The 12,492-nt window shown below is 59.9% G+C and carries 13 protein-coding genes; 4 read left to right on the top strand and 9 right to left on the bottom strand.

Going from position 1 to position 12,492, the window contains the following annotated elements; translation table 11 throughout:
- Positions 1 to 99: 99 nt before the first annotated feature.
- The gene (locus ACMG4M_RS01040) at positions 100 to 702 is read left to right on the top strand and encodes an HPP family protein (RefSeq protein WP_414430549.1); all 603 of its coding nucleotides are present in this window, start codon (positions 100 to 102) and stop codon (positions 700 to 702) included.
- A gap of 73 nt (positions 703 to 775) precedes the next feature.
- Positions 776 to 2,035 (top strand): PepSY-associated TM helix domain-containing protein, encoded by a 1,260-nt coding sequence (locus ACMG4M_RS01035; protein WP_414430548.1) that lies wholly within the window; start codon positions 776 to 778, stop codon positions 2,033 to 2,035.
- A gap of 126 nt (positions 2,036 to 2,161) precedes the next feature.
- On the opposite strand, the gene ACMG4M_RS01030 is transcribed toward ACMG4M_RS01035, so the two are convergent.
- From ACMG4M_RS01030 to serA, 7 genes are all read right to left on the bottom strand, one after another.
- Entirely contained in the window at positions 2,162 to 2,605 is a 444-nt protein-coding gene (locus ACMG4M_RS01030; RefSeq protein WP_414430547.1) for an REP-associated tyrosine transposase, read from the bottom strand.
- 104 nt (positions 2,606 to 2,709) lie between these two features.
- Positions 2,710 to 3,132: a DCC1-like thiol-disulfide oxidoreductase family protein gene (locus ACMG4M_RS01025; RefSeq protein WP_414430546.1), complete on the bottom strand. Its 423-nt coding sequence runs from the start codon at positions 3,130 to 3,132 to the stop codon at positions 2,710 to 2,712.
- A gap of 49 nt (positions 3,133 to 3,181) precedes the next feature.
- Positions 3,182 to 4,477 (bottom strand): CsgG/HfaB family protein, encoded by a 1,296-nt coding sequence (locus ACMG4M_RS01020; RefSeq protein WP_414430545.1) that lies wholly within the window; start codon positions 4,475 to 4,477, stop codon positions 3,182 to 3,184.
- Positions 4,478 to 4,538: 61 nt separating this feature from the next.
- Positions 4,539 to 5,132: a penicillin-binding protein activator LpoB gene (gene lpoB, locus ACMG4M_RS01015; protein WP_035245737.1), complete on the bottom strand. Its 594-nt coding sequence runs from the start codon at positions 5,130 to 5,132 to the stop codon at positions 4,539 to 4,541.
- A 41-nt stretch (positions 5,133 to 5,173) separates the two neighbouring features.
- Positions 5,174 to 5,572 carry a YcfL family protein gene (locus ACMG4M_RS01010; RefSeq protein WP_035245734.1) on the bottom strand — a complete coding sequence of 133 codons (399 nt, stop codon included), beginning with the start codon at positions 5,570 to 5,572 and terminating at the stop codon, positions 5,174 to 5,176.
- On the bottom strand, positions 5,569 to 6,909 hold the full coding sequence (locus tag ACMG4M_RS01005) for a COG3014 family protein (RefSeq protein WP_414430544.1): 1,341 nt from the start codon (positions 6,907 to 6,909) through the stop codon (positions 5,569 to 5,571). The genes ACMG4M_RS01010 and ACMG4M_RS01005 overlap by 4 nt, the downstream gene beginning before the upstream one ends.
- Before the next feature lie 145 nt (positions 6,910 to 7,054).
- A complete protein-coding gene (gene serA / locus ACMG4M_RS01000; protein ID WP_035245729.1) occupies positions 7,055 to 8,284 on the bottom strand; it encodes a phosphoglycerate dehydrogenase in 1,230 nt (409 codons plus the stop codon).
- A gap of 143 nt (positions 8,285 to 8,427) precedes the next feature.
- Between serA and ACMG4M_RS00995 the strand changes: the two genes are divergently transcribed.
- Together ACMG4M_RS00995 and ACMG4M_RS00990 are read left to right on the top strand one after the other, a co-directional pair.
- A complete protein-coding gene (locus ACMG4M_RS00995) occupies positions 8,428 to 9,822 on the top strand; it encodes an FAD-binding oxidoreductase (RefSeq protein WP_035245726.1) in 1,395 nt (464 codons plus the stop codon).
- The gene (locus ACMG4M_RS00990; protein ID WP_414430543.1) at positions 9,815 to 10,513 is read left to right on the top strand and encodes a fumarylacetoacetate hydrolase family protein; all 699 of its coding nucleotides are present in this window, start codon (positions 9,815 to 9,817) and stop codon (positions 10,511 to 10,513) included. Before ACMG4M_RS00995 ends, ACMG4M_RS00990 begins: the two co-directional genes overlap by 8 nt.
- A 151-nt stretch (positions 10,514 to 10,664) precedes the next feature.
- On the opposite strand, the gene ACMG4M_RS00985 is transcribed toward ACMG4M_RS00990, so the two are convergent.
- On the bottom strand, positions 10,665 to 11,762 hold the full coding sequence (locus ACMG4M_RS00985) for a histone deacetylase (protein WP_035245723.1): 1,098 nt from the start codon (positions 11,760 to 11,762) through the stop codon (positions 10,665 to 10,667).
- Between the two features lie 126 nt (positions 11,763 to 11,888).
- A complete protein-coding gene (locus ACMG4M_RS00980; protein WP_035245722.1) occupies positions 11,889 to 12,353 on the bottom strand; it encodes a bacteriohemerythrin in 465 nt (154 codons plus the stop codon).
- Between the last annotated feature and the right edge of the window lie 139 nt (positions 12,354 to 12,492).

Here is a 12,492-nt window from a genome sequence, read left to right as displayed (position 1 = left end):
GTTAAAAAGCGCTATCGGCCTGCAGTGCACCAAAATTGCTCAACCATTACCAAAGCCTTACCATGCGCGCTCTTTATTCGCCCCGGAATAGTGCGCGAGATGAGTGAACAGAATGACCGGCTGCGCCAGCAGCTGGTCGGCGGCCTGCTGCGGCAACTGCATCTGGATGTGATGAGCCAGCGGTTCAACCCCCGCCTGGTGCTGGCGCTGTTCAATCTGGTCAACGGCGGGCTGAGTATTGCCCTGATCGCCATCGTCGCGCTGATCACCCAGCAGTCGTTTATCTTTCCGTCCCTGGGCGCCACTGCTTTTTTGTTATTCCACCTGCCCCTGGCGGAAGCGGCCTCACCGCGCAATGTACTCAGCGGCCACGTGATTGGCGCCCTCTGTGGTTGGGCCGCGCTATGGCTATGCGGGCTGCATGATGCCCCCGCCGCCTTCCTGACCGGGGTGGAATGGCCACGGGTGGTAGCCGCCAGTCTGTCGCTGGGCTTTACCAGTGCGCTGATGATCCTGTTCCGGGTCGCCCACCCACCGGCCGGGGCCACGGCACTGATTGTTTCCCTGGGCCTGATGCACGAACTGCAGCAACTGCCGGTACTGATCAGCGCCGTGGCCCTGCTGGTCGCCCAGGCCTTCATCATCAACCGGATAGCCGGGATTCCCTATCCGCTATGGCGCAGTCGCAGGCAACACGACTGAGCCACTTTCGTAATGAGAATTACTTTTATTACTGTTAGACTGCCGCGCTCAATCTGATCGTGACAGGTGCATCATGCGCGCAATTCTGGTGGTTCTTCATCGCTGGTTCGGCCTCTTTATTGCCGGCTTCCTGATTATTGCCGGCCTTACCGGGGCGCTGATTTCCTGGGACCACGAGCTGGATGAATGGCTCAATCCGCACCTGTTCGAGAGCCAGAGCGAAGGGCAACCGCTGCCCATGCTGGAATTGGTGGACCGGGTGGAGCAAGCCGATCCCCGGGTACGCGCCAGCTTTTTCAATCTGGAGGCGGAACCCGGCCATAACGCGGAAATCTGGGTAGATGCCAGGGAGAACCCGGAAACCGGACAGCGCTATGATCTGGACTACGACCACGCGTTCGTGGATCCGGTCACCGGCGAGATCGTCGGCAAACGTCTGTGGGGCAAGATCTCCCTGCACCCGGAACACCTGATGTCATTCCTCTACAAGCTGCACTTCACCCTGCATCTGCCGGAGTGGAACGGCATTAACCGCTGGGGAATCTGGCTGATGGGCGCCGCCGCCATGGTGTGGCTGTTCGATACCTTTATCGCCATGGCGCTGACCCTGCCGCGCAAGCGCCGTACCCGGAAAGCCGGCGGCAAGAGCTGGCTGCAACGCTGGAAGCCTGCCTGGATGATTCGTCGCGGCGCTGGCGCCTACAAACTGAATTTTGATCTGCATACGGCGGTCGGGCTGTGGGTGTTTGGCCTGCTACTCATCCTGGCCTTTACCTCTTTCTCCCTGAACCTGTATCGGGAAGTTTTCTACCCGGTGATGTCCATGGTTTCAGAGACCACCCCCGGGCCTTTCGAGACCCGCACCCCCACCGCCCTGCATGACCCGGTGGAACCCCGGGTAAGCTGGCCGGCCCTGTTTGATAAGGCCCGCACCGAAGCGGATAACCGCAACTGGCAAGAGCCCATCGGCGACACCTTCTACAGCGACAATTTTGCCGTCTTCGGGGTGCGCTTCTACTACCCGGGCGAAGACCATGACAGCGGCGGCATGAAAGTCAAAAGCCTCTATTACGACGGCAAGAACGGCAATCTGATCGGTGATGAAGTCCCCTGGCAGGGCACTGCCGCCGACGTCTTCAACCAGCTACAGTTCCCCCTGCACTCCGGGCGCATCGCCGGCATGCCAGGGCGCATCATCGTGTCGATCATGGGCATCGCCGTGGCCATGCTGTCGATTACCGGCGTAGTGATCTGGTGGAAGAAGCGCAAGGCCAGGGTGGCCATTAGAAAGCGTAAGCGGATCAACACATCCGCCGCCACATCAGCAACCTGAACGGCCTGCTAACCGCCCTGTAGGAGCGCCACTTGAGGCGCGAACCGTGTGGTTTAATAGCCACTCCGTTCTATCGTCTTGTCGCAAGCATATTTCGCGCCTCAAGTGGCGCTCCTACAGCAACCCTCAAAGCCACATCGCATTCCAGTAAGGGTAATATCTGAGGGATTTGACCAGGCCGGCACGCAAGGGATTGGCAACGATATAACGGGCAATATCCTTGATCGATTCTTGGTAGCGGATCGCATGGTCGTGGTAGCCCCTTTGCCAGATGCGCCCCCCTGACAAACGACCGCTCCTACCTTTGACGAGATTCATGGTTGTGTAAAGTGGGTACTTCCCCTCCAGCGTAAAGAGCCAATGGATATGATCCGGCATCACGACAAAACAGAATGAGGATGTCATGCCTTGCTTATCGGACCAGAGCAATGTCCGGCACATGGTCCGCGCATGCTGTGCGTCTTCAAACCAAGGATGCCGCCCATTGGTCACCACAGTGACGTGATAAATCCTTCCCGCCTCGGAGTAACGCCCCTGCCTGAGACGGTTTCCCTGATATCGCTTCGCCATGCAAAAAGGATTGCGCTTAAGCACAAGGCAGCAAAGTCGATATCGCTGAATTTTCTGTAGGCGGCACGATCAAGCGAACGAGAGCAGGCACTCAACAGCAAGCATTAGAAGCGATCGCGGCCGGGCTGGTTGAGGTTGTTGATTCGCGTTTTGCCCAGCAGTTTCAGCAACAGATTGCGGAAGAAACGCAGTAGCGGGTAGAGCACTGTCGACACGCGCCGGGAACGGAACATCCAGTAGTTGAAGCGGTTAAACACGCCAGAGCGGCTGCCGATCAGGGCCAGGGCATGGATGGCATCGGCGCCGTAATAGAGCTGGTCGCCCATCTTCAGCACCATGCCCTGATCGATATCCAGGCCAGCGCCGGTAATCTCGCGCATCACCTCACTGTCTTCCCGGGCATCCACGATGCGCAGCTCACCCACGCTTTCGCGAATCCGCACCACCTGGCAGTAGGCATGGCAGGCCGGGCATTCCTTGTCGTAGACCAGCAAGATCTCGGGGCGTGAGATGTCGGGGCGGGACACGTTATCTCCGGCTGAGCCAATAAAAAGCCCCCGGGAAGGGGGCTTGTCGTTACCACTGAATCGGCGCTTCCGACGAGCCCGGGCTGGGCGGTTGCCCGGCAGGTTGAGCCGTTGAGGCGCTGGACTGGTGCGAGGTTCGCACACGGTCACCCGCCTGTAGCGCGCTACTGGCCGGGCCTTCCAGACGGGCCACACCATAATCCGGGCGCACGTCGGTGACCGTCAGGGTGGCCAGGGCGTTGCCCTCCAGCTTGATGGTCAGGCCGGTGTCCGGGTCCTTCATTTCCCCGGCGGGGCGGTAGACCTGCATGCTGGCATCCTGCTCCAGCCGGCCCTGGCCCTGACTGAGGAAGACGGTATCGCCCTGCACCTTGATGATCTGCACCGGGTAGAGCACGTCGGTGGCAGCACCGGCCATGGCACGGGCAATGGCCGGGTAAAGCTCATCCGCCAGCCGTTCCGGGTGGTTGCGGTCGTCGATATTGAGCTGACGGGCCACTTCGCGGATGGAGGCTTCCGACTTGTTCCAGTCGAACAGATCTGCCCACAGAATTTCACTGGTGGTGGTGTCGATCAGCCGATAACGAACGCGAATACGCGGTTCGTAGCCGGAGAATTTGGCACCGTAGAATTCCCGCTGGCTGTCGCCAATGCTGAAGTCCTCGATGGTGCCTACCAGCAGTAGATCGGCACCCTTGCGCTGTCCCAGACGGACCAGCTCTTCCGGCGCCACACTGCCGCTGGCGACAACGGACTGCTCCTGATCAATGGCATCCAGGTTGGCCCGGTCCAGCACCCGGAAGCGACCGGACTGGGTAAAGGCGGTAACCAGATCATCGCGCAACTGACGCTGCACCTGGCTGGCCGGCACCTGCAGATCGCCCAGATCATAGCGGGGCTGGCGGCTGTCGAAGGTGGTAATGGCAATACCGGGCAGGTGCGAGCGGTCCGCACCCAGGGTCTTGGGACGAAGCACCCCCGCCTGCACGTTGGCCTGCCACAGGCCGTCTTCCACTTGCTTCACCGACTGCACCTGGTAACTCTTGATATTGCCCAGGGTAGGCAGCTGCGGCTCCGGCACCGAGGTCTCGGTACCGATCCAGGTGCTGACATCACCCTGCTGGCGAACCACCCACTGCAGCACATTGGTGCGGAAGTTCGGGTCCACCGCCACGCTGACCCCGCCAGCCTGTCGCACCGCCGCCACCAGGGCATTGGTCATGGCCTGTTCCGGGTTGTCGCCGTAACCCCGGGCCGACACGGAAATGGTTTCCGTGGCTGCCTGGGCCAGTGACGCACACAGCAACAGGATGAAAAATAACGGAGCGAACAGGTGCTTGGTCATAACGGCCTCCATGTCTGGTTAGCATGCACGCCTCCGGGAACACCGGTGGCGTGCAGCGTCCTTACAACCCGAACAGGCTCTTGCTGCGAGTCTTGCGGATTTCTTTTTCGTTGGTCCACTCGATGATGCCGGTCTGGATGTTGAGCAGCTTGAGGGTGAACTTGTAGTACACGTCCTTGGTGCTGCCATCGCGTTTGACGATGGAAGAGAAGTTACCGTACATCATCATTTCGGCGCCGATCTGGCGGCCCATGGCGGCGGCAGTGGACGGATCCACCAGGCCGGAATCGCTCTGGTAGTCCAGCTGCTGACGCACACGATCGACCACGGACATGTCCACAAAACGGAACTTGCCGGAGTTGATCAGCTTGGACTGAATGGTGTCGGTAATGGACTCGGTGTCCACATGCTCGGTGGTCTTGTTCTTGATGCGATCCACGAATACCACCGGACGGCGGTTCTGGGTCATTTGCACGATGGGCGGGAACACCATCATGTCATCCACCATCTTGGCGGCGATCATCTGCAGGTCGGTGGAACCGAAATCCGTGTTCACGGTTTCGCGGGCCTGGGCATCACCGTAATCCACCTTGGAGGCACAGCCGGACAGGGCCAGGGCGCTGCCCAGCAGCAGCATGGAAAGTACGCGTAGCATTATGATTTTCTCCTTGTTCCCTTTAGAAAGGCACACGACGTTTATTCGCGTACCCAGATTTCAAAGCGTACCGCGGACGGGTTGGGGGCAACGGCCTGGACGCTGTTCTGGCTACGACCCGCCATCACCACCTGCCGCCAGGGCTGGCCTTCCGGCGCCTGCTCGAAACCATCCTTATCGAACCATTTGAACTTGTATTGGAAATCCAGTTCAAATTTCCAGTCATTTTCCAGGGTGGCCTGTATATAGAGCAGGTCCCCCACGGTCTTTTGCTTCAGATCCTGCACGGAAATACGGCTGGCCAGCAGGCTGTTGCTGGAATAGACCTTGGTGATGGTCTGGCCGTCTTCATCCACTTCCATGCGACCCATATTGGTGGCCGAACAGGCCGCCAGCATCGCAGCCAGCAGCAGCGCCAGCATCGGGCGTAACAGTGTCATAAGGGTCCCTCCTGAACGGGTAACACGCGGGTAATCAGCTGGCCGGGAACGGCCGCCACATGAATCACGGTGAGGCCACGGTTTACCACCGGTACCGTCAACGTAGCATTGCCCTCGGGGGTGCTCAATACAAGGGTATGTTCCCCCTGGGGCAGTGAAAATCGTGTTGCCTGGGCGTAGGCAGGCAGGGTCAACCAACTACGCCGGTCCGCCTGCTCACTGACCAGGTTATACAGCTGGGTGGCGAAGGCCCCCAGCGGGCCGAAATCGTCATTGGCCTTTTTCTGCAGATTGTACTTGGCGGTGGCGCGCAGGGTCTGGCGCACCAACATGCCAGGCAGACGTTCTTTCAGATCCTTGGCGGCCAGGGCTCCCACATCGGCCAGCACCACGGTTTCCCCCAGTGGCTGGCTGGCACTGTCCAGCACCCGCAGGCTGTTGGGGCGCGGCTTGCTGGTCAGAGAATAGGTGGGGAAGGCCACCGAAAAGATGCCGTGGACGGTGGGAATGGGCAGGCTGAATTCTTCCCGGGCCTGCACAAAGCCCTGCTCGTAAAGCACTGCCACCATGCCGTCTTTTTCAGGCCGGCCCTTCATGGCATTGGACACTCGCTCAACATCTTCCTTGAGCATGTCCAGCTCCGGGTGGATCTCCAGGGCCTTCTTGTAGTCCACCAGGGCATCGTTGTATTCGCCGTGGGCTTCCCAGAACAGGGCGGACAGGTAGAAGGTCCAGGCATTCTGGAAGCTGGCTTTGACCTCCCCGGCCACCGCATTGATGCCCTGGAAATAGCCATCGAACTGGCTCAGGTCCACGTTGTTTTCTTCTGCGGCTTCCTCGGCCTTGGCAATTTCCTTGTCGCGCTTGTCGGCGGCTACCCGCTGCTCCAGGGCCGCACCACGCAATTCCACGGCGGTGCCGGTAGGATCGTTGGCATCCCAGTAATTCAGGGCCTGATAGGCATGGGTGAAGATGCGCTCGTAGTCCGGCGCCACATAGCCGCGGGCATTGTCGTTGGTAATCAATGAGGAGGCGGAAGCCGTCAGGGATGACACCTGAATGCGAGCACTGGCGTCTTCGTCGTCATATTTCTGAATGGCGCCGGCAAAGGCTTCGCGGCTCTGCTCACGCTGGCCGGTAAGCTGACTGACTCGACCCAGTTCCTGCAGATACAGCACGCCATCGCCGCCACTGGCCGCTTTTTCCAGCTTCTGGGTGGCCGCCGGGGTCACCGGGGCGGTGGCCAGCGAGGCCTTCCATTGCTGGGCCTGATTGGGGTAGGGCACAAACAGGGAGTTTGTGGCACAGCCGGACAATGCCAGCAGCCCTGCAACCAACAGGCATCCTTTCCTGAGTCGTCTCATAGGTTAAATACGAAAAAAGCCGGAGCAAGCAAGGTAGCCCGCCACCGACTTTTTGTCGAGTGTTTCACAGTTCCGCAGGAGCGCCCGAACGAACGCTCCTGCGGAAACACCGGGTCGTCTAGAACAACACCCGGGTACGGATGGTGCCGTCGATGGTGCGCAGCTTCTCCAGCGCCAGCTGGCTGTAGCCCTTGTCCACATCAATGACCACGTAACCGATCTCTTCGTTAGTCTGCAGGTACTGACCGCAGATGTTGATGCCGTTCTCGGAGAACACGGTGTTGATCTGGGTGAGCACGCCGGGCACGTTCTTGTGAATGTGCAGTAGGCGGTGCATGTCCGGGTGGGCCGGCAGGGCCACTTCCGGGAAGTTCACCGCACCCAGGGTGGCGCCGTTGTCGGAGTAGCGGATCAGCTTCTCGGACACTTCGGTACCAATGTTCACCTGGGCTTCCTGGGTAGAGCCCCCGATATGCGGCGTCAGGATCACGTTGTCGAATTCACGCAGCGGGCTGATGAACTCGTCGTCGTTGCCCTTGGGCTCTTCCGGGAACACGTCGATGGCAGCGCCCAGAAGGTGGCCATCACGCAGGGCACCGGCCAGGGCATCAATGTCCACCACTTTGCCGCGGGCATAGTTGATCAGGTAACCCTTGGGCTTGATGGCGCGAATCTGTTCTTCCTTGATCATCCAGCGAGTGGCGGCGGTATCCGGCACGTGCAGGCTGACCACGTCGGACTGACCCAGCAGCTCGGTGAGGCTGCTCACCTGCTCGGCATTACCCAGCGGCAACTTGGGAATCACGTCGTAGAACTTCACTTTCATGCCCATGGATTCGGCCAGCACGGACACCTGAGCGCCAATGTTGCCGTAACCCACAATCCCCAGGGTCTTGCCTCGGATCTCGTAGCTGTCCTTGGCAGACTTCAGCCAGCCACCGCGGTGGGCAGAGGCGTTCTTCTCGGGAATGCCACGCATCAGGTTGATGGTGTGGGCAATCACCAGCTCGGCCACCGAGCGGGTGTTGGAATAGGGGGCATTGAATACCGGGATACCACGCTTCAGGGCGGCGTTGAGATCCACCTGGTTGGTACCGATACAGAAACAACCCACACCGATCAGTTTCTCCGCCGCCTGGAACACCTCTTCGGTGAGCTGGGTGCGCGAGCGAATGCCGACGAAATGGGCATCCTTGATCTTGTCTGCCAGATCGTTGCCGGTCAGCGCGGTGGGCAGCAGCTCCACATTGCTATAGCCGTGCGCTTTCAGGTTCTCCACGGCGTTTTCGTGGATGCCCTCGAGCAGGAGAACGCGGATCTTGTCCTTCTCAAGAGAAGTATCGGCCATGATTGAAGTCTCGGTAGCCTGTGAAATGGGCGCGTATGTTAACATAGCCCGCTCAAATTGAGAGCAGCCGCGCCGTCGGATTGCTCAAGTTGCCGTGAGAACGCCTCAACATCGTGCGTTTTACCCCTGCAGGAGACCTGTTGATGACCGCCCATGCCCATGCTGCGCTGGAGCAACTGACTGATTTGCTTGGCAATCGCCTCCTTACCGACCCGGAAAGCGCCCAGCGCTACGGGGTCGACTGGACCAAGGTATGGGCCCCGGCCCCCAGCGCGGTAGCGCTGCCGGAGACCATCGACGAGGTGCAACAGATCGTGGAAATCGCCAACGACCACGGCCTGCACCTGGTGCCCTCCGGGGGCCGCACCGGCCTGTCCGCCGGGGCGGTGGCCGCCAACGGCGAGCTGGTGGTGGCCTTCGATCGCATGAACAAGATCCTGGAATTCAACGAATTCGACCGCGCTGTCACCGTGCAGCCCGGAGTCATCACCCAGCAATTGCAGGAATTCGCCGAACAGAAGGGGTTGTTCTACCCGGTGGACTTCGCCTCTGCCGGCTCCAGCCAGATCGGCGGCAACATCGGCACCAATGCCGGTGGCATCAAGGTGATCCGCTATGGCATGACCCGCGACTGGATCACCGGCCTGAAAGTGGTCACCGGCAAGGGCGAACTGCTGGACCTGAACAAGGGCCTGATCAAGAACGCCACCGGCTACGACTTCCGTCATCTGTTCATCGGCGCCGAGGGCACGCTGGGCTTTGTGGTAGAAGCCACGGTAAAACTGGCCCGCGAACCGAAAGACCTGACCGCCCTGGTACTGGGCGCCCCCGGCTTCCGGGAAGTGATGAAGATCCTGCACGCCTTCCAGCAGGACATCGACCTGACCGCCTTCGAGTTCTTTTCCGACAAGGCCATGGCCCATGTACTCGAACACGGCGTTGCCAAACCCTTCGACACCGAGTGCCCGTTCTACTGCCTGCTGGAATTCGAACAGCTGTCAGAGGCCACCGGCGATCAGGCCATGGCCATCTTTGAAAAGTGTGTAGAAGAAGGCTGGGTACTGGACGGCGTCATGAGCCAGTCCCTGCAGCAGCTGGATCAGCTGTGGCAGCTGCGTGAGCGCATCTCCGAATCCATCGCCCCGCACACCCCTTACAAGAACGACATCTCGGTCACTGTCTCCAAGGTGCCGGACTTCGTGGAAGACATCGACACCGTGGTGCAAGAGGCCTACCCGGATTTCGAGATCGTCTGGTTCGGCCACATCGGCGACGGCAACATGCACCTGAACATCCTCAAGCCCGCCGACCTGGCCAAGGAAGACTTCTTCGCCCAGTGCAACAACGTGTCCAAGTGGGTGTTCGAGATCGTCGAGAAATACAACGGCTCCATCTCTGCGGAACACGGTGTGGGAATGACCAAGAAACCCTACCTGGAATATTCCCGCAGCCCGGAAGAAATCGCCTGCATGAAAGCGGTGAAGCACGTCTTCGATCCCAACAACATCATGAACCCGGGGAAACTGTTCGATGTTTGATGAAGTGAACACCCCTGTGGATCAGGACGGCTACCAACATCGCTGGATCGACGGTGCTCCCATCGACATCCCGGGGGGCAAGGTGGTGTGTGTGGGCCGCAACTACGCCGACCACGCCAGGGAACTGGGCAATGACGTGCCGGACTCCCCCATCCTGTTCATGAAGCCGGCCACCTCGTTGGTGAGCCTGCATGAACCTCTCGAGCTGCCCAAAGGGCAGGGCGAAGTACACCATGAAGTGGAAATGGTGGTGCTGATCGGCAAACGGCTTCACAAGGAAACCGACCTGGACAACGTCCGCTTCAGCATCGCCGGCTACGCCGTCGGCCTGGACCTGACCCTGCGTGAGGTACAGAACACCCTGAAGGAAAAAGGCCACCCCTGGGAACGGGCAAAAGCCTTCGACGGCGCGGCCCCGGTCTCCGGCTTCATCGATGCCCGCGGCATCTCCGTGAAGCAGAAGCTCAACGTCACCCTGGAAATCAACGACGAGGTACGCCAGCACGGTCACACCGGCCAGATGCTGTTTCCCACCTTCGAGCTGCTCAGCGAAATCAGCCAGACCTTCACCCTGGAACCCGGTGATGTGGTCTTCACCGGCACCCCCGCCGGCGTCGGCCCGCTCAACAGCGGCGACAAGTTTACCGCGCGACTGGGCAATATCATTCAGGTGTTCGGCTCCGTCGCCTGATACGCAGCCACCGCTCCCACTGAACAAATGTCACTGTTGGAACGCAGCGAATACGGTCAACATTGATGATATTTAGCCATTGGGTATTGAAGTGGCGTCGCTGCTTGAACGCACTTTGAGGCGGGTTCTATTTGGGCATGGAAGACACCACCTATTCCTCCTCAAACGCATCCCGATGAAACTCCGCCGCTTCCCTCACCTCACGGAGTCCGCACTCCATCAGTTCCGGCACGTCGCCGCCGGCCATCACCGTCAACATGGTATGCACCCCCCGGGCGAGAGAGGTCAGGTTGTAGCCGCCTTCCAGAACCAGTACCAGGCGGCCATCGCAGTGTTTGTCGGCAATGCTCTGGACGATGCTGGTGAGTACTGCGAAGCCGTCGTAGCTCAGATTGAAGGCCATGTCGTTGTGGTGGGGATCGGTGCCTGCGGAGACCAGCACCAGGTCGGGCTCAAAGCGGTCAGCGGCGGGGATCAGAATATCGCGGAAGGCCTTTTCCATGGCGATGTCGCCAGCAGATTCCGGCAGAGGAACGTTGACCGTATAGCCTTCACCCAGGCCGGCACCCACCTCATTCAAATTTCCGGACCCCGGGTAAAACGGCGCGGCGCAGTGGGTGTCGAAAAACAGCACATCCGGGTCGGCCCAGAAGATGTCCTGGGTGCCGTTACCGTGGTGCACGTCCCAGTCAACGATCAGGATACGCTGGCAACCCAGTTTTGCCTGGGCATGGGCGGCGGCCACGGCCACGTTATTGAACAGGCAGAAGCCCCGCGCCCGCACCGGTTCGGCATGGTGGCCGGGGGGCCGAACCAGGGCAAACGCGCTTTGCGTTTCCCCCTTCACCACGCTCTCCACGGCGGCAATGGCATTGCCCGCCGCAGAGGTGGCTGCCGGAATGCTCTCCGGCGAGACGGCGGTGGTATCGCTGTCCAGCCAGGCGCGCTGCCCTTCCAGGGAGAAGATGTGGTCCAGATAGGTGGTGGTGTGGACACGGCCCAGTTGTTCGTAGGTGGCGCGCGGACCGGACTGGAACTGTACACCGGGGATGGGCTCCTGCTTGAGCAGGTCCATGATGGCGGAGAGCCGGCCGGGGTGTTCCGGGTAGTTCCATTTGAAATTCAGCCCACCGAGAATATTCCTTACCCGCTTTTCCACCCGGCTGGGCAGAAAGGGCAAATCCACTTGCGGATCATGGCCGAGCATTACCTCGTCATAAAACACGGTTACGCTGCGCGACGCTGCCACTCGTGACTCCCTCACTTGGTGTGTGTCCTCGGTTGATTCTCCGCGCAACCCCCCGCTTAACGCAACAACACAGCCTCCATGGCCGCTGATATCAGCACGCCAATAGCGCGCTAGGCGCCATGACGACTATGACACCCGGAAATGCTTGCGCAAATTATCATTCACCCAGCCACCCAATCGCTCACGGCCAATACTGTCGATAAAGTCCCGCACCTGTTCCGTATAGTCACGATCCTCTTCAAGAATATGGTGCAGCAGCCACTTCTCCAGCACCTGCAATAGCGGCTCTGCCACGTCGACGCCTTCTTCATGGCGACGCATCAGGGATTCGATGTGGAAGGTGAACTTTCGATGCAGGTGATGGTGGTCATCCAGGCCTTCATAACCGGCCCGCTCCATGAGTGCTTCCTCGAAGCTGAAATGGGATTCGGTGTAGTCCACCAGATCATAGAGGACCCGGGCCACGCCCATCTGGGCGTCGGGCTGGCCGGCCAGCCGGTCCAGATCATTGATGTAGTCGACGATACGACGGTGCTGCTGGTCGATCAGCAATATTCCCAGTTCGTAGTCGGGGCTCCATACGATGCGCATGATCTGTCTCCGGTTTGTGATGGATAGTTACGCTAGCAAGGGGTAGATCAGGCGATGTAGACATAGATCAATGTTTGAACACCGTAGGGGGAGGCCCGGATTCCAACCCTGGAAGGTCGCCCCTACAGACGGTAGGGGG

The organism is Alcanivorax sp. IL3 (assembly GCF_047495465.1).
In the GTDB taxonomy this organism is placed as follows: Bacteria; Pseudomonadota; Gammaproteobacteria; order Pseudomonadales; family Alcanivoracaceae; genus Alcanivorax; species Alcanivorax jadensis.
Note: the sequence above shows the minus strand (reverse complement) of the source record. Positions and strands in the feature narration are given on the sequence as shown.

What these genes read in the sequence shown, in the direction of transcription:
- ACMG4M_RS01040 (WP_414430549.1), top strand. Translation starts at nt 100, where the DNA reads ATGAGTGAACAGAATGACCGGCTGCGCCAGCAGCTGGTCGGCGGCCTG.
- ACMG4M_RS01035 (WP_414430548.1), top strand. Translation starts at nt 776, where the DNA reads ATGCGCGCAATTCTGGTGGTTCTTCATCGCTGGTTCGGCCTCTTTATT.
- ACMG4M_RS01030 (WP_414430547.1), bottom strand. Translation starts at nt 2,605, where the DNA reads ATGGCGAAGCGATATCAGGGAAACCGTCTCAGGCAGGGGCGTTACTCC.
- ACMG4M_RS01020 (WP_414430545.1), bottom strand. Translation starts at nt 4,477, where the DNA reads ATGACCAAGCACCTGTTCGCTCCGTTATTTTTCATCCTGTTGCTGTGT.
- lpoB (WP_035245737.1), bottom strand. Translation starts at nt 5,132, where the DNA reads ATGCTACGCGTACTTTCCATGCTGCTGCTGGGCAGCGCCCTGGCCCTG.
- ACMG4M_RS01010 (WP_035245734.1), bottom strand. Translation starts at nt 5,572, where the DNA reads ATGACACTGTTACGCCCGATGCTGGCGCTGCTGCTGGCTGCGATGCTG.
- serA (WP_035245729.1), bottom strand. Translation starts at nt 8,284, where the DNA reads ATGGCCGATACTTCTCTTGAGAAGGACAAGATCCGCGTTCTCCTGCTC.
- ACMG4M_RS00995 (WP_035245726.1), top strand. Translation starts at nt 8,428, where the DNA reads ATGACCGCCCATGCCCATGCTGCGCTGGAGCAACTGACTGATTTGCTT.
- ACMG4M_RS00990 (WP_414430543.1), top strand. Translation starts at nt 9,815, where the DNA reads ATGTTTGATGAAGTGAACACCCCTGTGGATCAGGACGGCTACCAACAT.
- ACMG4M_RS00980 (WP_035245722.1), bottom strand. Translation starts at nt 12,353, where the DNA reads ATGCGCATCGTATGGAGCCCCGACTACGAACTGGGAATATTGCTGATC.